The 20,982-nt window shown below is 71.8% G+C and carries 20 protein-coding genes; 18 read left to right on the forward strand and 2 right to left on the reverse strand.

Annotated elements, in window-relative coordinates; all coding sequences use genetic code 11:
* Nucleotides 1-50 precede the first annotated feature (50 nt).
* The 6 genes from ACH47Z_RS11325 (at nucleotide 51) to ACH47Z_RS11350 (ending at nucleotide 6,388) form a co-directional block, all read left to right on the forward strand.
* A complete protein-coding gene (locus ACH47Z_RS11325; protein WP_003977346.1) occupies nucleotides 51-374 on the forward strand; it encodes an integration host factor in 324 nt (107 codons plus the stop codon).
* Nucleotides 375-447: 73 nt separating this feature from the next.
* Complete coding sequence (gene gmk / locus ACH47Z_RS11330) at nucleotides 448-1,005, forward strand: guanylate kinase (RefSeq protein ID WP_399072942.1); 558 nt, start codon at nucleotides 448-450, stop codon at nucleotides 1,003-1,005.
* A 53-nt stretch (nucleotides 1,006-1,058) separates the two neighbouring features.
* A complete protein-coding gene (gene rpoZ / locus ACH47Z_RS11335; protein ID WP_005319902.1) occupies nucleotides 1,059-1,331 on the forward strand; it encodes a DNA-directed RNA polymerase subunit omega in 273 nt (90 codons plus the stop codon).
* Between the two features lie 102 nt (nucleotides 1,332-1,433).
* Nucleotides 1,434-2,636 (forward strand): bifunctional phosphopantothenoylcysteine decarboxylase/phosphopantothenate--cysteine ligase CoaBC, encoded by a 1,203-nt coding sequence (gene coaBC, locus ACH47Z_RS11340; RefSeq protein WP_399072943.1) that lies wholly within the window; start codon nucleotides 1,434-1,436, stop codon nucleotides 2,634-2,636.
* 254 nt (nucleotides 2,637-2,890) lie between these two features.
* Nucleotides 2,891-4,099, forward strand: a complete 1,209-nt coding sequence (gene metK / locus ACH47Z_RS11345) for a methionine adenosyltransferase (protein WP_399072944.1) — start codon at nucleotides 2,891-2,893, stop codon at nucleotides 4,097-4,099.
* 123 nt (nucleotides 4,100-4,222) lie between these two features.
* Complete coding sequence (locus ACH47Z_RS11350) at nucleotides 4,223-6,388, forward strand: primosomal protein N' (protein WP_399072945.1); 2,166 nt, start codon at nucleotides 4,223-4,225, stop codon at nucleotides 6,386-6,388.
* A 72-nt stretch (nucleotides 6,389-6,460) separates the two neighbouring features.
* Here the strand turns inward: ACH47Z_RS11350 and ACH47Z_RS11355 are convergent, their stop codons facing one another.
* Nucleotides 6,461-7,003: a hypothetical protein gene (locus tag ACH47Z_RS11355; RefSeq protein ID WP_399072947.1), complete on the reverse strand. Its 543-nt coding sequence runs from the start codon at nucleotides 7,001-7,003 to the stop codon at nucleotides 6,461-6,463.
* A 558-nt stretch (nucleotides 7,004-7,561) separates the two neighbouring features.
* Here ACH47Z_RS11355 and fmt point away from each other — a divergent pair.
* The 9 genes from fmt (at nucleotide 7,562) to ACH47Z_RS11400 (ending at nucleotide 17,165) form a co-directional block, all read left to right on the forward strand.
* Complete coding sequence (fmt, locus tag ACH47Z_RS11360) at nucleotides 7,562-8,494, forward strand: methionyl-tRNA formyltransferase (RefSeq protein ID WP_399072948.1); 933 nt, start codon at nucleotides 7,562-7,564, stop codon at nucleotides 8,492-8,494.
* Nucleotides 8,495-8,554: 60 nt separating this feature from the next.
* Entirely contained in the window at nucleotides 8,555-9,973 is a 1,419-nt protein-coding gene (locus ACH47Z_RS11365) for an RsmB/NOP family class I SAM-dependent RNA methyltransferase (protein ID WP_399072949.1), read from the forward strand.
* 119 nt (nucleotides 9,974-10,092) lie between these two features.
* Complete coding sequence (gene rpe, locus ACH47Z_RS11370) at nucleotides 10,093-10,779, forward strand: ribulose-phosphate 3-epimerase (RefSeq protein ID WP_399072950.1); 687 nt, start codon at nucleotides 10,093-10,095, stop codon at nucleotides 10,777-10,779.
* Between the two features lie 90 nt (nucleotides 10,780-10,869).
* Nucleotides 10,870-11,913 carry a sugar-binding transcriptional regulator gene (locus tag ACH47Z_RS11375; RefSeq protein ID WP_399072951.1) on the forward strand — a complete coding sequence of 348 codons (1,044 nt, stop codon included), beginning with the start codon at nucleotides 10,870-10,872 and terminating at the stop codon, nucleotides 11,911-11,913.
* 565 nt (nucleotides 11,914-12,478) lie between these two features.
* Nucleotides 12,479-12,943, forward strand: coding sequence for a ribonuclease domain-containing protein (locus ACH47Z_RS11380; protein WP_399072952.1), 465 nt, complete (start codon nucleotides 12,479-12,481; stop codon nucleotides 12,941-12,943).
* Entirely contained in the window at nucleotides 12,940-13,269 is a 330-nt protein-coding gene (locus ACH47Z_RS11385; RefSeq protein ID WP_399072953.1) for a barstar family protein, read from the forward strand. The genes ACH47Z_RS11380 and ACH47Z_RS11385 overlap by 4 nt, the downstream gene beginning before the upstream one ends.
* Nucleotides 13,270-13,401: 132 nt before the next feature.
* Nucleotides 13,402-14,844, forward strand: a complete 1,443-nt coding sequence (locus ACH47Z_RS11390; protein ID WP_399072954.1) for a GuaB1 family IMP dehydrogenase-related protein — start codon at nucleotides 13,402-13,404, stop codon at nucleotides 14,842-14,844.
* 349 nt (nucleotides 14,845-15,193) lie between these two features.
* Nucleotides 15,194-16,681: an amino acid permease gene (locus ACH47Z_RS11395; protein ID WP_399072955.1), complete on the forward strand. Its 1,488-nt coding sequence runs from the start codon at nucleotides 15,194-15,196 to the stop codon at nucleotides 16,679-16,681.
* Nucleotides 16,682-16,712: 31 nt separating this feature from the next.
* Nucleotides 16,713-17,165, forward strand: a complete 453-nt coding sequence (locus ACH47Z_RS11400) for an Lrp/AsnC family transcriptional regulator (RefSeq protein ID WP_030343799.1) — start codon at nucleotides 16,713-16,715, stop codon at nucleotides 17,163-17,165.
* A 27-nt stretch (nucleotides 17,166-17,192) separates the two neighbouring features.
* On the opposite strand, the gene ACH47Z_RS11405 is transcribed toward ACH47Z_RS11400, so the two are convergent.
* Complete coding sequence (locus ACH47Z_RS11405; RefSeq protein WP_399072956.1) at nucleotides 17,193-17,933, reverse strand: GntR family transcriptional regulator; 741 nt, start codon at nucleotides 17,931-17,933, stop codon at nucleotides 17,193-17,195.
* A 205-nt stretch (nucleotides 17,934-18,138) separates the two neighbouring features.
* On the opposite strand from ACH47Z_RS11405, the gene ACH47Z_RS11410 reads away from it, so the two are divergent.
* Genes ACH47Z_RS11410 through ACH47Z_RS11420 form a run of 3 tightly spaced genes read left to right on the forward strand, consistent with a single transcriptional unit; the run spans nucleotide 18,139 to nucleotide 20,980 of the window.
* Nucleotides 18,139-19,299 (forward strand): ABC transporter substrate-binding protein, encoded by a 1,161-nt coding sequence (locus ACH47Z_RS11410; RefSeq protein WP_399072957.1) that lies wholly within the window; start codon nucleotides 18,139-18,141, stop codon nucleotides 19,297-19,299.
* Complete coding sequence (locus ACH47Z_RS11415) at nucleotides 19,296-20,177, forward strand: ABC transporter permease (RefSeq protein WP_399072958.1); 882 nt, start codon at nucleotides 19,296-19,298, stop codon at nucleotides 20,175-20,177. The genes ACH47Z_RS11410 and ACH47Z_RS11415 overlap by 4 nt, the downstream gene beginning before the upstream one ends.
* A complete protein-coding gene (locus tag ACH47Z_RS11420; protein ID WP_399072959.1) occupies nucleotides 20,162-20,980 on the forward strand; it encodes an ABC transporter permease in 819 nt (272 codons plus the stop codon). Before ACH47Z_RS11415 ends, ACH47Z_RS11420 begins: the two co-directional genes overlap by 16 nt.
* Nucleotides 20,981-20,982 lie beyond the last annotated feature (2 nt).

The raw sequence follows: 20,982 nt of genomic DNA on the forward strand, positions 1-20,982 counted from the left end.
GTTCCTCACCGGTCCGTATCCGACAGTTCGACATCCGAGGTGACGTAGGCGTGGCTCTTCCGCCCCTTACCCCTGAACAGCGCGCAGCCGCGCTCGAAAAGGCCGCCGCGGCTCGCCGGGAGCGGGCCGAGGTCAAGAATCGACTCAAGCACTCCGGCGCCTCCCTGCACGAGGTCATCAAGCAGGGCCAGGAGAACGACGTCATCGGCAAGATGAAGGTCTCCGCACTGCTCGAGTCGCTGCCGGGCGTGGGCAAGGTCCGCGCCAAGCAGATCATGGAGCGTCTGGGCATCTCCGAGAGCCGCCGCGTGCGCGGTCTCGGTTCCAACCAGATCGCTTCCCTGGAGCGTGAGTTCGGCAGCACCGGCTCCTGAGCCCGTCTCCCCGGCGTACGGGGAGTGGGACCGGGCGTCCCGGGCACCCCGGGATTGCTGGAATAATCGCTGCATGAGCGAACGTCCGCGGCTGACCGTGCTCTCCGGCCCCTCGGGGGTCGGCAAGAGCACGGTCGTCGCCCATATGCGCAAGGAACACCCCGAGGTCTGGCTCTCGGTGTCGGCCACCACCCGCAGGCCGCGCCCCGGCGAGCAGCACGGAGTCCACTACTTCTTCGTCACCGACGAGGAGATGGACAAGCTGATCGCCAACGGCGAGCTGCTGGAGTGGGCCGAGTTCGCCGGCAACCGCTACGGCACGCCCCGCGCGGCCGTGCTGGAGCGGCTGGAGAACGGCGAGCCCGTGCTGCTGGAGATCGACCTCCAGGGCGCCCGGCAGGTCCGGGAGTCGATGTCCGACGCCCGGCTGGTGTTCCTGGCTCCCCCCTCCTGGGAGGAGCTGGTGCGCAGGCTGACCGGCCGGGGCACCGAGCCGCCCGAGGTCATCGAGCGCCGCCTGGAGGCGGCCAGGACCGAGCTGGCGGCCGAGCCGGAGTTCGACATGACCTTGGTCAACACCTCCGTCGAGGACGTGGCGCGCGAGCTGCTAGCCTTGATGGACGTTGTGTGATCGTGACTGTGATCACGATGATTGGTTCTTTCCCATCCATCGGAAGGTAGAGCGTGTCCTCTTCCATCACCGCGCCCGAGGGCATCATCAACCCGCCGATCGACGAGCTTCTCGAGGCCACCGACTCGAAGTACAGCCTCGTGATCTACGCGGCCAAGCGGGCCCGTCAGATCAACGCGTACTACTCGCAGCTCGGCGAGGGTCTCCTCGAGTACGTCGGTCCCCTCGTCGACACCCACGTTCACGAGAAGCCGCTCTCGATCGCCCTGCGCGAGATCAACGCGGGTCTGCTGACGTCGGAGGCCATTGAGGGCCCCGCCCAGTAGTACTTTCAGATTGCGGTTGACTTATCCACAGGCCCGGCAGTCATGCTGCCGGGCCTGTGGTGTGTCATGGGTGTTGCAGGGTTCCGAGTCCGGGGAGTGAGCGTGGACAAGCCGAAGGTCGTTCTGGGGGTCAGCGGCGGCATCGCCGCCTACAAGGCCTGTGAGCTGCTGAGAAGGTTCACGGAGTCGGGTCATGACGTGCGCGTCGTGCCCACCGCCGCCGCGCTGCACTTCGTCGGCGCCGCCACCTGGTCCGCCCTGTCGGGCCACCCCGTCTCGACGGAGGTCTGGGACGACGTCCACGAGGTCCCGCACGTCCGCATCGGCCAGCACGCCGACCTGGTGGTCGTCGCACCCGCCACGGCCGACATGCTCGCCAAGGCCGCCCACGGCCTCGCCGACGACCTCCTCACCAACACCCTCCTCACCGCCCGCTGCCCGGTGGTCTTCGCGCCCGCGATGCACACCGAGATGTGGGAGCACCCGGCCACCCAGGAGAACGTGGCCACGCTGCGCCGCCGCGGCGCCGTCGTCATCGAGCCCGCCGTCGGCCGGCTCACCGGCGTCGACACCGGCAAGGGCCGGCTGCCCGAGCCGGCCGAGATCTTCGAGGTCTGCCGCCGGGTGCTGGCCCGGGGCGTCACCCGGCCGGACCTCGAGGGACGGCACGTCGTCGTCTCCGCCGGCGGCACCCGCGAGCCGCTCGACCCGGTCCGCTTCCTCGGCAACCGCTCCTCCGGCAAGCAGGGCTACGCCCTCGCCCGCACCGCCGCCGCCCGCGGCGCCCGCGTCACGCTGATCGCGGCCAACGCCGGCCTGCCCGACCCGGCGGGCGTGGACGTCGTCCCGGTCGGCACGGCCGTCCAGCTGCGCGAGGCCGTCCTGAAGGCCGCGGCGGACGCCGACGCGGTCGTCATGGCCGCCGCCGTCGCCGACTTCCGCCCCGCGGCCTACGCCGCCGGGAAGATCAAGAAGAAGGACGGCCAGGAACCCGACCCGATCGTCCTGGTGCGGAATCCGGACATCCTCGCGGAGATTTCAGCCGATCGTGCCAGGCCAGGGCAGGTGATCGTCGGTTTCGCCGCCGAGACCGACGACGTGCTCGCCAACGGCCGCACCAAGCTCGCCCGCAAGGGCTGCGACCTGCTCGTGGTCAATGAGGTGGGGGAGCGCAAGACGTTCGGCTCCGAGGAGAACGAGGCGGTTGTGCTGGGCGCCGACGGAACCGAGACCCCGGTACCGCACGGACCCAAGGAAGCCCTGGCCGACACCGTCTGGGACTTGGTCGCGCGGCGCCTGGGATGAGCCCCCGGCGCACCGTCCGGGCCGTCCGCTGGGGGCGTGCATGAGGACCGCTGGATTCCGGTGTGGCGACCCTGGCCAACGTCACCCGGCATTGTGCAGAATTCCCGTGCCGCAGGTCACAGCGCTCCCGAGAGGCGAGACGGTGACCCACCGGCGGAGTGCGACCGATAAACTGTTCAAGGTCGGCACCGGGCGCAGCCCTCGTGCCGACTGCAAATGATCAGCCAGCAGCCGCTGCAACCCCAGGGAGCGTTGTGTCCCGTCGCCTGTTCACCTCGGAGTCCGTGACCGAGGGTCACCCCGACAAGATCGCTGACCAGATCAGCGACACCATTCTCGACGCGCTTCTGCGCGAGGACCCGACCTCCCGGGTCGCCGTCGAGACGCTGATCACCACCGGCCTGGTCCACGTGGCCGGCGAGGTCACGACCAAGGCCTACGCGGACATCGCGACCCTGGTCCGCAACAAGATCCTGGAGATCGGCTACGACTCCTCCAAGAAGGGCTTCGACGGCGCCTCCTGTGGCGTGTCGGTGTCCATCGGTGCACAGTCCCCGGACATCGCGCAGGGTGTCGACACGGCGTACGAGTCCCGGGTCGAAGGCGACGACGACGAGCTGGACAAGCAGGGCGCCGGCGACCAGGGCCTGATGTTCGGCTACGCCTCCGACGAGACGCCGACCCTCATGCCGCTGCCGATCTTCCTGGCGCACCGCCTGTCCAAGCGCCTGTCCGAGGTCCGCAAGAACGGCACCATCCCCTACCTGCGCCCGGACGGCAAGACGCAGGTCACCATCGAGTACGACGGCGACAAGGCCGTCCGCCTCGACACGGTCGTCGTCTCCTCGCAGCACGCCTCCGACATCGACCTGGAGTCGCTGCTCGCTCCCGACATCCGCGAGTTCGTCGTGGAGCCGGAGCTGAAGGCGCTCCTCGACGAGGGCATCAAGCTGGACACCGAGGGCTACCGCCTGCTGGTCAACCCGACCGGCCGCTTCGAGATCGGCGGCCCGATGGGCGACGCCGGCCTCACCGGCCGCAAGATCATCATCGACACCTACGGCGGCATGGCCCGCCACGGCGGCGGCGCCTTCTCCGGCAAGGACCCGTCCAAGGTCGACCGCTCGGCCGCCTACGCCATGCGCTGGGTCGCCAAGAACGTCGTCGCGGCCGGCCTGGCCTCCCGCTGCGAGGTCCAGGTCGCCTACGCCATCGGCAAGGCCGAGCCCGTCGGTCTCTTCGTGGAGACCTTCGGCACCCACAAGATCGAGACCGAGAAGATCGAGAAGGCCATCGACGAGGTCTTCGACCTCCGCCCGGCCGCGATCATCCGCGACCTCGACCTGCTCCGCCCGATCTACTCGCAGACGGCGGCCTACGGCCACTTCGGCCGCGAGCTGGCCGACTTCACCTGGGAGCGCACCGACCGCGTCGACGCCCTCCGCAAGGCCGTGGGCCTGTAGGCCCGCACCCCCTCCCTCGCCGAGGCCCGGCTTCCCTGACGGGGGCCGGGCCTCGGCGTGTCCGGGGTGGCTCGAGGCGCCGGGGGCGGGCCGTTGTCGGTGGCGTTTGGTAAGAATGCAAGCGTGAGCAGCGAGAACGGGGCACCCCGAGTGGACGGGGACGGCGGGGCCGAGGGCGCGCCGCCGGAGCAGCTCGCGCTCATTCGGGAGAGCGTGCGCAAGGCGAAGACGCCGCGTGCCAAGCCGCGCACCTGGCGGGGGGCCACGCTCGCCAAGGAGCTGCCGGTCGCCCGGGTGCTGGTCGACAAGGGCGTGCTGCACCTCGACCGGTACTTCGACTACGCGGTGCCCGAGGAACTGGACGAAGAGGCGCAGCCCGGGGTGCGGGTGCGGGTGCGGTTCGGGGCCGGGCGGCACCGGGTGCGCGAGGGGCGCCGCGAGGGCGGCGGGCTCATCGACGGGTTCCTGATCGAGCGCCGGGCCGAGACCGACTACTCCGGCCCGCTCGCGGCGCTCGCCCAGGTCGTGTCCCCCGAGCCCGTCCTGAGCGAGGAGCTGCTGGGGCTCGCCAGGGCCGTCGCGGACCGGTACGCCGGAAGCCTCGCCGACGTCCTCCAGCTGGCCGTGCCGCCGCGCAGCGCCGCCGCGGAGAAGCGCCCCTCACCCGCGCCGCTGCCACCGCCCCGGGCACCCGAGGCCGGCTCCTGGGCGCGGTACGAGCACGGCGGCGCCTTCCTCGACACACTGGCCTCCGGCGGAGCGCCCAGGGCCGTCTGGAACACGCTGCCGGGCCCGCTGTGGAGCGAGGAGCTGGCCCGGGCCGTCGCCGCCACCCTCGCCTCGGGCCGCGGCGCCCTCGTCGTCGTGCCGGACGGGCGGGACGCCGCACGGGTCGACGCCGCGCTCACCGCGTTGCTCGGCGAGGGCCGGCACGCGCTGCTCACCGCCGACGCGGGGCCCGAGAAGCGGTACGCGCAGTGGCTCGCGGTGCGACGCGGATCCGTACGGGCCGTCGTCGGGACCCGGGCGGCCATGTTCGCGCCCGTGCGGGACCTGGGGCTCGTCGCGGTCTGGGACGACGGCGACGACAGCCTCAGCGATCAGCACGCCCCGCAGCCGCACGCGCGCGATGTGCTGCTGCTGCGCGCCGCGCTGGACAGGTGCGCCTTCCTGCTGGGCGGATTCGGCTGCACCGTGGAGGCCGCCCAGCTCGTGGAGAGCGGCTGGGCCCGTCCGCTGGTCGCGGGCCGGGAGCAGGTGCGTCGGGCCGCGCCCCTGGTCCGGACCGTCGGCGACGAGAACCTCGCGCGCGACGAGGCCGCCCGGGCCGCCCGGTTGCCGAGCCTCGCCTGGGAGACGGCCCGGGAGGGGCTGCGGCACGGGCCGGTGCTGGTGCAGGTGCCCCGCCGTGGCTACGTGCCCCGCCTGGCCTGCAACCAGTGCCGCGAGCCCGCGCGCTGCCGGCACTGCTCCGGGCCGCTCCAGGGGCAGGACGCGGGGGTGCTGCGGTGCGGCTGGTGCGGGCGCGAGGACAACGCGTGGCACTGCCCGGAGTGCGGCGGCTTCCGGCTGCGCGCCCAGGTCGTCGGCGCGCGGCGCACGGCCGAGGAGCTGGGGCGCGCCTTTCCCGCCGTACCGGTGCGGACCTCGGGGCGCGAACACGTGCTGGACACCGTGCCGGGCACGCCCGCGCTGGTCGTGAGCACCCCGGGCGCCGAACCCGTCGCCGAGGGCGGCTACGCGGCGGCCCTGCTGCTGGACGGCTGGGCCATGCTCGTACGACCCGACCTGCGGGCCGGAGAGGACGCGCTGCGCCGGTGGATCGCGGCGGGCGCGCTGGTCCGGCCGCAGAGCGAGGGGGGCACGGTGGTCGTGGTGGCCGAGCCGACCCTGCGGCCCGTGCAGGCGCTGGTGCGCTGGGACCCCGTCGGGCACGCCGTGCGGGAACTGGCCGAGCGGGCCGAACTGGGCTTCCCGCCGGTGTCGAGGATGGCGGCCGTCACCGGACCGCCCGCGGCCGTCGCCGAGTTTCTGACCTCGGTCGAACTGCCGCCGGACGCCGAGGTGTTGGGGCCCGTACCGGTACCGCCCACCCTGCCCGGCCGGCCCCGCAGGCCCGGCGCTCCGCCGCCCGGTGAGCACTGGGAGCGGGTGCTCGTGCGGGTGCCGCCGGGGAGCGGGGCGGCGCTGGCCTTCGCGCTCAAGACCGCTCAGGCCGCTCGGATGGCGCGGGGGAGCGGCAGCGGGGAGGCGGTCCGGGTGCGGATCGATCCGCCGGACATCGGGTGACCCCGGTGAGGTGCCGGGGACATGTGTCTGCCCTCCCGGACGTCGTGTCGGGAGGGCAGAAGGCGGGGTACGTCAGCCGTTGCGCGGCCCGGGGAAGGCCGTCGGGCGGGCGTCGTCGCGCAGGGCGGGGCTGCCCGCGGTCGGCTGGGTGGGCATCGAGCGGGCCGCGGGGACGGTGGGCACCGACGGCAGGCCGGCGTTCACGTTGAGCGTGCGCGTGCCGGACGGCTCCGACGACCGCTCGGCCTCGGCGGCCGCCTGGGCCGCGGCGCGGCGGGCGCCGTAACGGCGGTGCACCGCCTGCTTGGTGACTCCGAGCGCCGAGCCCACCGCGTCCCACGAGAAACCGAGTGAGCGGTCGAAGTCCACGGCGGCCGTGACCAGGGTTTCGACACTGTCGCGGAGTTCCTGGGCGAGGCGGACCGTCGGGGCGGGGGCGCGTCCGTAGACGACGAAGCCCGTGGACGGGCCGGAGCGGCGCGGGCGGTAGACGTTGCCCAACTGGGCGGTGAGCGTGCGCAGTGCGTCCACCTGGCGGCGGACCCGCTCGATGTCCCGCACCAGCAAGTGCAGGCTGGCCCGGGCCTGGGCGTCGTGGGTTGCGTGGTCGGCCATGAACAAGCCTCTCGAACCGGCGTTGAAAGGAATCGGGCCGCGAAAGCGGCCCGGTGTGGTCAACTCTTTCTTGACCAACGCGTGTGCGCTCCGCTGGTCACGGGGTGGGGGCGTACGGGCATATGCGTACGCCGTCTGCCCACCCGCGCGCCGCCCGTTTCCAGTTGGCAGAGAGGCCGGACAACCTGTGGTGCGTGCCCGCCGTCGGCGGCTGCCCGTCCGTGGGCCGTGGGCCGTGAGCCACGGTCCATCGTCTGCGGTCTGCGGTCTGCGGTCTGCGGTCTGCGGTCTGCGGTCTGCCGTCCGCGGTCCGACGTTCGTCGTCCGCGTCCCGCCATCCGCTCGTTAGCCGCCGAGCGCCGAGCGCCGAGCGCCGAGCGCCGAGCGCCGAGCGCCGAGCGCCGAGCGCCGAGCGCCGAGCGCCGACCGTGCTCCGCCGTCTGCCGAGCGCCGGCCTGAGGTCCGCCGTTCGCCCCGTTGGCCGTCTCCTCCTCCGGCCGTGGTCATAGACTGGTGCGCTGCCCGTTCAACCCCCGCCCGAGAGGCCCGATCCCGCCCATGAAGCTTGTCTTCGCCGGTACCCCCGAGGTCGCCGTTCCCGCTCTGGACGCACTGATCGCCTCCGGGCGGCACGAGGTGGCCGCCGTCGTCACGCGGCCCGACGCACCGGCCGGGCGCGGGCGCAGGCTGGTCGCGTCGCCCGTGGCCGAGCGGGCGGAGGAGGCTGGGATCGAGGTGCTGAAGCCGGTCAGGCCGGGCGATCCCGAGTTTCTGGAGCGGCTCAAGGAGATCGCGCCCGACTGCTGCCCGGTCGTCGCTTACGGCGCGCTGCTGCCCCGCGTCGCCCTCGACATCCCCACCCACGGCTGGGTCAACCTGCACTTCTCGCTGCTGCCCGCCTGGCGCGGGGCGGCGCCGGTGCAGCACTCCATCATGGCGGGCGACGAGATCACCGGCGCCTCCACCTTCCTCATCGAGGAGGGGCTGGACTCCGGGCCCGTCTACGGCACCGTGACGGAGGAGATCCGGGCCACCGACACCAGCGGCGACCTGCTCACCCGGCTCGCCTTCGCCGGCGCCGGGCTGCTCGCCGCGACCATGGACGGCATCGCGGACGGCACCCTGAAGGCCGTGCCGCAGCCGGCCGACGGCATCACCGTCGCGCCGAAGATCACCGTCGAGGACGCCCGTGTGGACTGGGCCACGCCCGCGCTGCGTGTCGACCGGGTCGTGCGCGGCTGCACCCCGGCGCCCGGCGCCTGGACCACCTTCCGCGGTGAGCGGCTCAAGCTGATCCAGGTCACGCCCGTGCCCGAGCGGACCGACCTCGCGCCGGGACGGATGGCCATCGGCAAGAACAGCGTGCACGTGGGCACCGGGTCGTACGCCGTCGAGCTGCTCTGGGTACAGGCCCAGGGCAAGAAGCCGATGCGGGCCGCCGACTGGGCCCGTGGCGTGCGTATCGCCGACAGTGAGACCCTCGGCAGCTGACGGCCGTCCCCCGACGTACGCTGGGATGCGTACTTCTTCCTTATCCGGAGCACCTTTTTCGTGAGTGAGCAGTCCCGGCGGCCCCGTAAGCCCGCCAAGCCCTACCGCCGTCCCCAGAAGGACCCCGTCCGCATCCTGGCCTTCGAGGCGCTGCGCGCGGTCGACGAGCGGGACGCGTACGCCAACCTCGTGCTGCCCCCGCTGCTGCGCAAGGCCCGTGAGAAGGGCGACTTCGACGCGCGGGACGCCGCCCTCGCCACCGAGCTGGTGTACGGCACGCTGCGGCGGCAGGGTACGTACGACGCGGTGATCGCAGCCTGTGTCGACCGGCCGTTGCGCGAGGTCGACCCGCCGGTGCTCGACGTGCTCAGCCTCGGTGTGCACCAGCTGCTCGGGACCCGGATCCCGACGCACGCCGCCGTGTCGGCCTCCGTCGAGCTGGCCCGGGTGGTGCTCGGCGACGGGCGGGCCAAGTTCGTCAACGCCGTGCTGCGGAAGGTGGCCCAGGACGACCTCGACGGGTGGCTGGAGAAGGTCGCGCCGCCGTACGACGAGGACCCGGAGGACCATCTCGCTGTCGTGCACTCGCACCCTCGCTGGGTCGTCTCCGCGCTCTGGGACTCCCTCGGCGGCGGGCGCGCGGGTATCGAGGATCTGCTGGAGGCTGACAACGAGCGGCCCGAGGTGACGCTCGTCGCGCGGCCGGGGCGGGCCACCGCCGAGGAGCTGCTGCGCGAGGAGGCCGCCGTGCCCGGGCGCTGGTCGCCGTACGCCGTGCGGCTCGCCGAGGGCGGCGAGCCGGGCGCGGTGGAGGCGGTGCGCGAGGGGCGGGCCGGGGTGCAGGACGAGGGCAGCCAGCTGGTGGCCCTGGCGCTTGCCAACGCGCCCGTCGAGGGGTCCGACGCGTTGTGGCTCGACGGATGCGCCGGGCCCGGTGGCAAGGCCGCGCTGCTCGCCGCCCTCGCCGCCGAGCGTGGGGCCACGCTGCTCGCCTCCGAGAAGCAGCCGCACCGGGCAGGGCTGGTCGCCAAGGCGCTGGCCGGCAACCCGGGGCCGTACCAGGTCATCGCCGCCGACGGCACCCGGCCGCCGTGGCGCCCCGGCACCTTCGACCGCGTCCTCATGGACGTGCCCTGCACCGGACTCGGCGCGCTGCGCAGGCGCCCCGAGGCCCGCTGGCGGCGGCGCCCGGAGGACCTGGAGAGCTTCGCGCCGCTCCAGCGCGCCCTGCTGCGCACCGCGCTCGACTCGGTGCGCGTCGGCGGAATCGTCGGGTACGCCACCTGCTCGCCGCACCTTGCCGAAACCCGGGCGGTCGTCGCCGACGTACTCAAGCAGCACCCCGAGACGGAGCTGGTCGACGCGCGCCCGCTGCTGCCCGGGGTGCCGGCGCTCGGCGACGGGCCGGACATTCAGCTGTGGCCGCATCTGCACGGCACCGACGCCATGTATCTGACACTCATCCGTCGTACCGGCTGAGGGCACGGGTCGGCCGGGAGTTATCCACAGGCGGGCGTATTCGTCGTACTCGTACGATGAACGAGCCGGCCTGTGGACCGGCGCGAACATCAGTGCTCCGGACATGGCAGTCTTGGGGCATGGCCGTGCAGATCAACCCCAGCATCCTGTCCGCCGACTTCGCGCGTCTCGCGGAGGAGGCCAAGGCGGTCCAAGGCGCCGACTGGCTCCATGTCGACGTCATGGACAACCACTTCGTCCCCAACCTCACGCTCGGCGTGCCGGTCGTGGAGTCCCTGGCCCGTGCGACGGACACCCCGCTGGACTGCCATCTGATGATCGAGGATCCCGACCGCTGGGCTCCGCAGTACATCGAGGCGGGCGCCTCGTCCGTGACCTTCCATGTGGAGGCCGCCGCCGCGCCCGTGCGGCTCGCCCGGGAGATACGTGCCAAGGGCGCCCGTGCCTCGATGGCGCTCAAGCCGGCGACGCCGATCGAGCCGTTCGAGGATCTGCTGCCCGAGCTCGACATGTTGTTGATCATGACGGTCGAGCCCGGTTTCGGCGGCCAGGCCTTCCTCGACATCATGCTGCCGAAGATCCGCCGCACCCGGGAGCTGATCAGCAAGCACGGCCTCCAGCTGTGGCTCCAGGTGGACGGCGGTGTCTCCGCCTCGACCATCGAGCAGTGCGCGGACGCGGGAGCGGACGTCTTCGTGGCCGGCTCGGCGGTGTACGGGGCCGAGGACCCGGCGGAGGCGGTCCGTGCCCTGCGCGCCCAGGCGGAGGCCGTTACCGCCAAGGCGTCCTGGGCATGCGACCACTGAGCCACAGATACGTGAACGGTTAAGTGAACGGCGCCCATCAGGGCGGATCAGTCGCCCCGAATCTGCAAGGATGAACGGCGAATCCAGAGTGTGAACAGCAGTGAGGAGATCGCCGTGTCGGGTATGTCGGCGGGCCGGTCAGCCATGCGGATGGGACCCGCTGAGCTGGTGCAGGCGGCGGCCATGGCCCGCCGCTTCTACCTCGAGGGGAAGTCCAAGATCCAGATCGCCGAGGAGTTCGGCGTCAGCCGCTTCAAGGTGGCCCGGGTCCTGGAGACTGCCCTCGAACGGGATCTCGTGCGCATCGAGATCCGCGTGCCGGCCGAGCTGGACGCCGAGCGCTCCGACGCGCTCCGCGCCCGCTACGGCCTGAGGCATGCCGTCGTGGTCGAGTCCCCGGCCGAGGCCGAGGAGACCCCCGACCCCGAGAACCTCGGCGAGGTCGCCGCCGACCTGCTCGGCGAGCTCGTCAACGAGGGGGACGTGCTGGGGCTGGCCTGGGGCCGGTCCACCATCCACATGGCGGCGGCGCTGGACCGGCTGCCGCCGTGCACGGTGGTGCAGCTGACGGGCGTGTACGACGCCGGGACCGCCGAGCGCGGCTCGGTGGAGGCGGTGCGCCGCGCGGCCCAGGTGTCGGGCGGGGACGCGCACCCCATCTACGCGCCGATGCTGCTGCCGGACGCGGCCACCGCGGCGGCGCTGCGCAACCAGACCGGGATCGCCCGGGCCTTCGAGTACTTCGACAAGGTCACGGTCGCCTGTGTCTCCATCGGTTCCTGGGAGCCGGGCATCTCGACGGTGCACGACATGCTCAGCGACGAGGAGCGGGCGCACTACGCCTCGCTCGGTGTCGCCGCCGAGATGTCCGCGCACCTCTTCGACGCCGAGGGGCGCCGGATCGGGCGGGACCTGGGGGAGCGGTGCATCACGGTCAAGGCCGATCAGCTGCGCCGTATCCCGGAGGTCGTGGCGATCGCGGGCGGGCAGCGCAAGGCGGCCGCGATCGACGCGGTGCTGCGCTCCGGGCTGGTCACCAGCCTGGTCACGGACACCTCGGCCGCGGACTACCTGATGACGGCGGGCCCGACCCCGAAGCCGGCCCTGAGCCGGGCGGACCCGGACGGGATCTGACCGGCACCTGGTTCTGACTGGTTCCGGCCGACGCCGAACGGCTCCGACCGACGCCGAGGGCTCCCGACCGTCCGTGACCGCTCCTGACCGGCTCCGAGGGGGCTGGCCAGGGACCGCGGGGTTCTCGGTCGGTCCCGGTGGGCCCCGTTAGGCGCCGGTCCCGGTGGGTCCTGGTAGGCCTCGGCGGTCGCTCTGCAGTAACCGCAGGTTCTCGGCGGTTCCCAACGGTCCTCGGCGGGCCTCGGTACGCCGCAGCGGGTCCCGGCAGACCCGGCGGGTGGCTGGCAGGCCTCAGCAGGTTCTGGTGGCCTCCATGGGATCAGGTGGGCCCCCGACTGGTCCTGTGGCCTCGGCTGGCTTGGTGTCCCCTGTGGGGTCCGGCGGCCTCGGCTGGCTCGGTGCCCCCACCCTGTCGGATCCGGTGCCTCCGACTAGGCCCGGTGCCCCCTCTCGGACCCGGTGCCCCCCACTGGTCTCGGTGCCCCGGCCCGTTCCAGCAGGCTCCGGCCGTGGGTCGCGGGTCGCAGGGTCGTTGCGGTGGGGTGGGCGTGGCAGCATCGGCGGCATGTTGCTGAGGTTCGTCCCCCCACTGACCCGATGGTCGGTGCCCCGGCTGTTCGCGGGGCTGTTGGTCGTCCTGGCCGTTCTGCTGACGGGATGCTCGTCGCACACGGGCACGAGCGCCGGTACCGGTTCGCATGCGCAGGCCGATCCCGCCGTCACGGGCGCGGCCACCCCGGCGTGGGCCAAGGGCATGGCCACCGTCCAGGTGTCCGCCCTGCCCGCCGAGGCCCGGCAGACCCTCGCGCTCATCGACAAGGGTGGCCCCTACCCCTACGCCCGGGACGGCATCGTCTTCGGGAACTTCGAGGGGCGTCTGCCCACGCACCAGCGCGGTTACTACCACGAGTACACGGTGAAGACGCCCGGCTCGCGCGATCGCGGCGCCCGGCGCATCATCACCGGCAACGGCGGGGAGATCTACTACACCGATGATCACTACAACTCGTTCCGGGCGGTGCTGAGATGAGCGAAGACCTGGCAGGGCGGCTCGTCGTCACCCTGGACCTCGCCGGGGTCACCGACAAGGCCGGTCTGATGGATCGCAGCGCCCGGGCCCTGGCGCTGCCCGACTGGTTCGGCCGTAACTGGGACGCGCTGGCGGACTCCCTGTCCGACCTGTCCGTCTGGCCGGAGGAGGCCGGAGGCAAGGGGCTCCTGGTCGTCGTGACGGACTGGCAGGCCTATGCGAAGGCGCGGCCGCAGGAGTGGGAGACCGCCCAGGAGGTGTTCTCGCACGCCATGCGCGTGATGCCGTCGCTCACCATCGCCCTCGCCCTTGGAGGATCCTCCTAGCTGATCGGCGGCGGGCCTGGATGTTCTGTGAGGGCATGGCAGAGGCCCCGACATGGGACAATGAAGTACGTGCTCTTTCCCCCTGGCACACCTGTCAGGGGGTCACCTCTGATCGACTGGGATGTGCAGCACGTGCGTTTCCTCAATGACATCCAGCCCGCGTACGACCTGACGTACGACGACGTGTTCATGGTGCCGAGCCGCTCCGCGGTCGGCTCGCGTCAGGGCGTGGACCTCAGCTCGCCGGACGGCACGGGCACCACCATCCCGCTCGTCGTCGCCAACATGACCGCCATCGCCGGCCGCCGCATGGCCGAGACCATGGCCCGCCGCGGTGGCCTGGTGGTCATCCCGCAGGACATCCCGATCGACGTCATCACCGACGTCGTCTCCTGGGTCAAGAGCCGCCACCTGGTGCTCGACACGCCGATCGTGCTGGCCCCGCACCAGACCGTCGCCGACGCGCTGGCCCTGCTGCCCAAGCGCGCCCACAACGCCGGTGTGGTCGTCGACGAGGACCAGCGGCCGATCGGTGTCGTCACCGACGCCGACCTGTCCGGCGTCGACCGCTTCACCCAGCTCGAAGTGGTCATGTCCAAGGACCTGCTGCTCCTCGACGCGGACATCGACCCGCGCGAGGCGTTCAACACCCTGGACCAGCACAACCGGCGCTACGCCCCCGCCGTCGACAAGGACGGCAGGCTGGCCGGCATCCTCACCCGCAAGGGCGCCCTGCGTGCCACGCTCTACACCCCGGCCGTGGACGCGAACGGCAAGCTGCGCATCGCCGCCGCCGTCGGCATCAACGGCGACGTCGCGGGCAAGGCCAAGCAGCTGCTCGACGCGGGCGTGGACACGCTCGTCATCGACACCGCGCACGGCCACCAGGAGTCGATGATCAGCGCGATCAAGGTGGTGCGGGCGCTCGACCCGCAGGTGCCGATCGTCGCGGGCAACATCGTCTCCGCCGAGGGCGTCAAGGACCTCATCGACGCCGGTGCGGACATCATCAAGGTCGGTGTCGGCCCCGGCGCCATGTGCACCACCCGGATGATGACCGGCGTGGGCCGGCCGCAGTTCTCCGCGGTCCTGGAGTGCGCCGCCGAGGCGAAGAAGTACGGCAAGCACGTGTGGGCCGACGGCGGTGTCCGGCACCCGCGCGACGTGGCCATGGCCCTCGCGGCCGGCGCGTCCAACGTGATGGTCGGCTCCTGGTTCGCCGGCACCTACGAGTCCCCGGGCGACCTCCAGCACGACGCGAGCGGCCGCGCCTACAAGGAGTCGTTCGGCATGGCCTCCGCGCGCGCGGTGCGCAACCGTACGTCCGAGGAGTCGGCCTACGACCGCGCCCGCAAGGCGCTGTTCGAGGAAGGCATCTCCACCTCGCGGATGTTCCTCGACCCGGCCCGCCCGGGCGTCGAGGACCTGATCGACTCGATCATCGCGGGCGTCCGCTCCTCTTGCACCTACGCCGGCGCCGGCTCCCTGGAGGAGTTCGCCGAGAAGGCCATCGTCGGCATCCAGAGCGCCGCCGGTTACGCCGAGGGCAAGCCGCTGCACGCCAGCTGGAACTGACCGGCGAAACGTTCCACCGCGCCCGTCCTGCGGCCCCCGTCCTTCCCGCGCCAGGGAGGGACGGGGGCCGTCCGCGTAGCGGGAGACTGCGCTGCGCAACGCTTGACAGTCCACGCGCAACGATGTGGCGTTCCGGCCTGATGAACGCAATGATCCGTCGAGGATGCGCAAGGTTGCTGCATTACGCCCGTGAAGGCCTGCCTCATAGGGTGCTCGTCTGTACGCGGCGTGGCGGGGACCCCGCTCGGTGGGTTCCTGCCCTCGCAGGCTCCACCGGTCCCCTCCGCGAGGAACCGGCAAGGGTGCCGGTCCGCACCCGTACTCGACGGCAGCGATAAGGAGCCAGCGCGTGCTCGACCAAGGTGCACCCCCGCACGACCGCACAGCGACCACCCCCGCGTCCCCGGGTGTCGCCGCGCGCCTCATGCGGCGCAAGCCCGTGGAACGCCTGGTCGCGGAGGGCGGCCAGGGCGAGGGAGGTTCGCTGCGGCGCTCTCTCGGCCTGTGGCAGCTGACCATGATCAGCATCGGTGCCACCCTCGGCACCGGCATCTTCGTCGTTCTCGGCGAGGCCGTCCCCAAGGCGGGTCCGGCCGTCACCCTCGCCTTCGTGATCGCCGGTCTCACCGCGCTGTTCTCGGCCCTGTCCTACGCCGAGCTGGCCGGCACCATCCCGGTCTCCGGCTCCTCGTACTCGTACGCATACGCAACGATGGGCGAGCTGATCGCCTGGGTCTGCGGCTGGTGTCTGCTGCTGGAGTACGGCGTCTCGGTGGCCGCCGTGGCCGTCGGCTGGGGCCAGTACCTGAACGAGCTGCTGGACGGCACCATAGGCGTCACCATCCCGGACGCCCTGTCGGCCCCGCCCGGCCAGGGCGGCGTCTTCAACCTGCCCGCCCTGATCGTCGTCCTCCTCGGGATGGTGTTCCTGCTCGGCGGCGCCAAGGAGTCCGCGCGGGCCAACACCATCATGGTGAGCGTGAAGATCGCCGCGCTGATCCTGTTCTGCGCCATCGGCTTCATGGGCTTCAAGTCGGGCAACTACGCGAACTTCATGCCGCTCGGCATGAGCGGTGTCAGCGCGGCCGGCGCCACGCTGTTCTTCTCCTACATCGGCTTCGACGCCGCCTCCACCGCCGGTGAGGAGGCGAAGAACGCCCAGCGTGATCTGCCGCGCGCGATCATGCTGTCCCTGGTCATCGTGACCGCGCTGTACGTCCTCGTCGCGGCCGTCGCCGTGGGCGCCTGGCCCTGGAAGAAGTTCAAGGACTCCGAGGCCGCGCTCGCGCAGATCATGACGGATGTCACCGGGCAGAGCTTCTGGGGCACGCTGCTGGCCTTCTGCGCCGTGATCGCCATCGCGAGTGTCGTGCTGACCGTGCTCTACGGCCAGACCCGCATCCTGTTCGCGATGTCCCGTGACGGTCTGGTGCCCAAGGTGTTCGCCAAGGTGCACCCGAAGACCGGCGCCCCGCGTGCCAACACGATCATCGTGTCCGTGTTCTGCGGTGTCCTCGCCGCCGCGATCCCGCTGGGTCAGCTGGCCGACGCCACCAGCATCGGCACGCTGTTCGCCTTCGCCCTGGTCAATGTCGCGGTCGTGGTGCTGCGCCGGACCCGCCCGTCGATGCACCGCACCTTCCGCGTGCCGCTGTCGCCGGTGCTGCCCGCGCTGGGTCTGCTCTTCTGCATCTGGATGATGGGCAGCCTGTCCATGGTCACCTGGATCGTGTTCGGTGTCTGGATGGCTGTCGGGCTCGTGTTCTACTTCGTATACGGCTATCGCCGTTCCCGTCTCGCGACCGGTGAGAACCTCGTGGTGACGGCGGAGAAGTAAGTGACCGGACCGAAGAAGTGAACCACCCCCTGTGCTGAACGATCTCGACGAACGCATCGTGCACGCCCTCGCCGAGGACGCCCGCCGCTCCTACGCGGACATCGGGCAGATGGTCGGCCTGTCCGCGCCCGCGGTGAAGCGGCGCGTGGACCGGCTGCGCGCCACCGGCGCCATCACCGGATTCACCGTCCGGGTGGACCCGGCGGCGCTCGGCTGGGAGACCGAGGGCTACATCGAGATCTACTGCCGGCGCAACACCTCGCCGGAGACCATTCAGCGGGGGCTGGAGCGGTACCAGGAGGTCGTGGCCGCGTCCACCGTCACCGGGGACGCGGACGCGATCGCCCAGGTCTTCGCCTCTGACATGCGGCACTTCGAGCGGGTCCTCGAGCGGATCGCCGGGGAGCCGTTCGTCGAGCGGACCAAGTCGGTGCTGGTGCTGTCGCCGTTGCTGCGCCGTTTTTCTTCGGGGGCGCCGGGGTAAGGGCGGGATTCCGGCTCGGGGCGCTCCTTACTCCGCGGTCTTCCGCGCCAGCGCGTTGTTCCCTATCGAGTTGTGCACGCTGAAGCTCACCGCGTCCGAGCGGTACCGGTCGTCCGACCACTCCACCGGCCGCCCCTCACGCGTCGTCGTCACACGCCGTACCCGCAGCAGCGGACTCGTACGGCGCACGCCCAGCAACTCCGCGTCCTGGGCGCCCGCCGCCACCGCGTCGATGATGTGCTCGCCGTAGGCGAAGACCAACCCCGTGTCGTCGTACAGGCGTTGGGTGACCGAGGCGCACTCCGGCTCGATCGACTCGACCGCCGGGGAGATCCAGTCGGCGTACACGGTCCGCTCCAGCAGCACCGGCTCGCCGTCCAGGCCGCGCAGTCGAAGTACGTGCAACACCTGTGTTCCGATGGGGAGTTGGAGGCGTACGGCGTCCTCGTGGGTCGCCGGGCGGTACTCCTGCGTCACCACGTGGCCCGTGGCCTCGCGGCCCATCGCGCGGGCCCACTGGGCGAAGCTGCGCAGTTCCTCGAAGCTCTGGCTGCGACGGCTGGCGAGCACCACGCGCCGGGCGCCCTGGCGGGAGCCGATCAGGCCCTCGGAGGTCAGGGCCGCGACGGCCTGGCGGACCGTGCCGCGTGAGACGCCGTAGTGCGCGGCCAGCTCCGACTCCGAGGGCAGCCGGCTGCCGACGGTGTACTCCTCGCGGTCGATGGCCCGCCGCAGCTCGTCGGCGATCTCCTCGTGGCGCGCGGTCATGCTTCCCCTCTGCGTAGGTCGCTGTGCACAGCGTGACCAGCCTAATCGACATTCCTCGGTGATCCGTGTCAGCCGGAACTGTGCAGGGAATCGGGGCTCGGCGTTTCGCCAGTGTTTACGGACCGGACACCCACGCCGGGCGTACTGAGGCCAACTTGTTCAGACAAGTTCCCCTCCGCTCCCCATGTGTCCCCCTGGAGAGACCGTGACCGTGTCCCTGCCGAGAAACGCCGTGCTCGGCGGCTCCCTCGCCGTCGTCGCCGCGCTCGCCCTGAGCGCCTGCGGCGCCGCCCCCGACAAGGCGTCGACCACCACCAAGGACGGCAAGAGCGCCGCCACCGCCACCTCCGCCGCCGACTTCGGCGGCATGGACGCCCTGGTCGCGGCGGCCAAGAAGGAGGGCACGCTGCACATCATCGCGGTGCCCCGCGACTGGGCGAACTACGGTGCGATCATCGACGGCTTCCAGAAGAAGTACGGCATCAAGATCGAGGACGAGAGCCCCGACGGCACCAGCCAGGACGAGATCAACGCCGTCACCTCCCGCAAGGGCCAGGACCGCGCCCCCGACGTGCTCGACCTGGGCTCGTCGTTCGCGCTGAGCGCCGCCCAGCAGGGGCTGCTCGCGCCGTACAAGGTGGCCTCCTTCGCCGACATCTCCGCGGCCCAGAAGGACCCGCAGGCCCGCTGGTACAACGACTACGGCGGCTACATCTCCATCGGCTGCGACGACAAGCGCGTCAAGGAGTGCCCGACCAGCTTCAAGGACCTGCTCAAGCCCGAGTACAAGGGCCAGGTCGCCCTCAACGGCAACCCCACCAAGTCCGGCTCCGCCTTCGGCGGCGTCTACGCGGCGGCCCTCGCGAACGGCGGCTCCTTCGACGACATCCAGCCCGGCCTGGACTTCTTCGCCAAGCTGAAGAAGAGCGGCAACTACACGCCCGTCGAGTCCACCCCGGCCACCGTCGAGAAGGGCGAGACGCCGATCTCCATCGACTGGGACTACCTCAACGCCGGGTACGCCGACGAGTTCAAGTCCAAGGGCCTGGACTGGAAGGTGAACATCCCCGCCGACGGCCAGTACGCCCAGTACTACTCCCAGGCCATCAACACGGACGCCCCGCACCCGGCCGCCGCCCGCCTGTGGCAGGAGTACCTCTACAGTGCCGAGGGCCAGAACCTGTGGCTCAAGGGCTACGCCCGCCCGGCCCTGATGGCCGCCCTGGAGAAGGCCGGCACCCTCGACAAGACGGCCGCCGCCAAGTTGCCGCAGGTCACCGGCACGCCCTCCTTCCCGACCGAGGCCCAGCAGAGCAAGGCCAAGACGGTCATCGCGCAGGGCTGGGCGAAGGCCGTCTCCGGATGACCGCCGCCCTCACGCGTGCGGACGTGGCGCCCGTCGCTTCGGCGAAGCGGCGGCGCCGCGCCCCCGGCTGGCTGGCCGTCGTACCGCTGCTGGTGTTCGCCGCCATCGCCTTCGGCCTGCCCGCCTTCGCCATCCTCGACGGCGCCTTCTCGGTCGAGGGCCACTACGGCACGCGGAACCTCACCGACTCGCTCCAGGGGCCGTACCTCACCGCCCTGCTCGGCAGCGTCAAGCTGTCCGCGATCGCCGCCGCGCTCGGCGCGCTGCTCGGGCTGCCACTCGCCCAGGCCGTGGTCAGCTCCCGCTCCCGCTGGCTGCGCGAGGCCGTGCTCACCGCCTCCGGCGTGCTCGCCAACTTCGGCGGGGTGCCGCTGGCCTTCGCCTTCGTCGCCACCCTCGGCAACGCGGGCGTCCTGACCGTGCACCTCGGCCTGAAGGACAGCGGCTGGGACCTCTACAGCTTCTGGGGCCTGGTCCTCGTCTACCTGTACTTCCTCATCCCGCTCATGGTCCTCACCATCACGCCCGCGCTGGACGGCCTGCGCACCCAGTGGCGGGAGGCCGCGCTGAACAACGGCGCCACCGGGGTGCAGTACTGGCGCCATGTGGCCCTGCCCGTGCTCGCGCCCTCGCTGCTCGGCGGACTCGTGCTGCTCTTCGGCAGCGCCTTCGCCGCCTACGCCACCGCCGCCGCCATGGTCGGCAGCGCGGTCCCGCTGGTCACCCTGCAGATCGCCGACGCGCTGTCCGGCAACGTGCTCGTCGGCCAGGAGAACATCGCGCTCGCCCTCAGCCTCGACATGGTCCTGGTGGCCGGCCTGGTGATGGCCGTGTACCTGCCCCTGCAACGCCGGAGTGCCCGATGGCTCGACGCCTGACCCCGTGGCGCTGGGCCGTCCTCGGCCTCGCCGCCCTGTACTTCCTGGTGCCGCTCGGCGCGTCCGTGGTCTTCACCGTCGACGTGCCCGGCCAGGGCGTCACCTTCGACGCCTACACCAGGATCCTGTCCACCGACGGCTTCCTCTCCAGCCTGCTGCTCTCGCTGGAGCTGGCCGTGGCCACCATCGCCGTCGTCCTGCTGCTGATGGTGCCCGCCATGGTCGCGCTGCGGCTCGGCGCGCCCCGGCTGCGGCCCGTGGTGGAGGTGGTCTGCTCGCTGCCGCTGGTGGTGCCGCCGATCGCGTTCGTCGCCGGGATCGTCACCGTGCTGAAGTGGGGCCCGGAGCATCTGTCCCGGACGCCGCTGTTCGAGACGTTCGTCGCCATCCAGAACCCGAGCTTCCCGGTCGTGCTCGTCCTCGCCTACGTCGTGATGGCGCTGCCGTTCGTGTACCGGGCGCTGGACGCCGGCCTGCGCGCCATCGACGTACGCACGCTGGTCGAGGCCGCCCGCAGCTGCGGTGCCTCCTGGCCACAGGCCCTGGTCCGGGCCGTGCTGCCGAACCTGCGCGGGGCCCTGCTCAACGCGGCCTTCCTCACGCTGGCGCTGGTGCTCGGCGAGTTCACCGTCGCCCAGCTGCTCGGCTACCAGCCCTTCGCCGTGTGGATCTACAACGTCGGCGGCTCGCAGGCCCAGATGTCCGTCGCCGTGTCCGTGCTCAGCCTGCTCGTCACCTGGGCCCTGCTCCTCGCGCTCGCCGGTGCCGGCGGCCGCAACCGAACCGCTTCCTCCCGGGGATGACA

Source organism: Streptomyces sp. NPDC020192 (assembly GCF_044388685.1).
Lineage (GTDB): Bacteria > Actinomycetota > Actinomycetes > Streptomycetales > Streptomycetaceae > Streptomyces.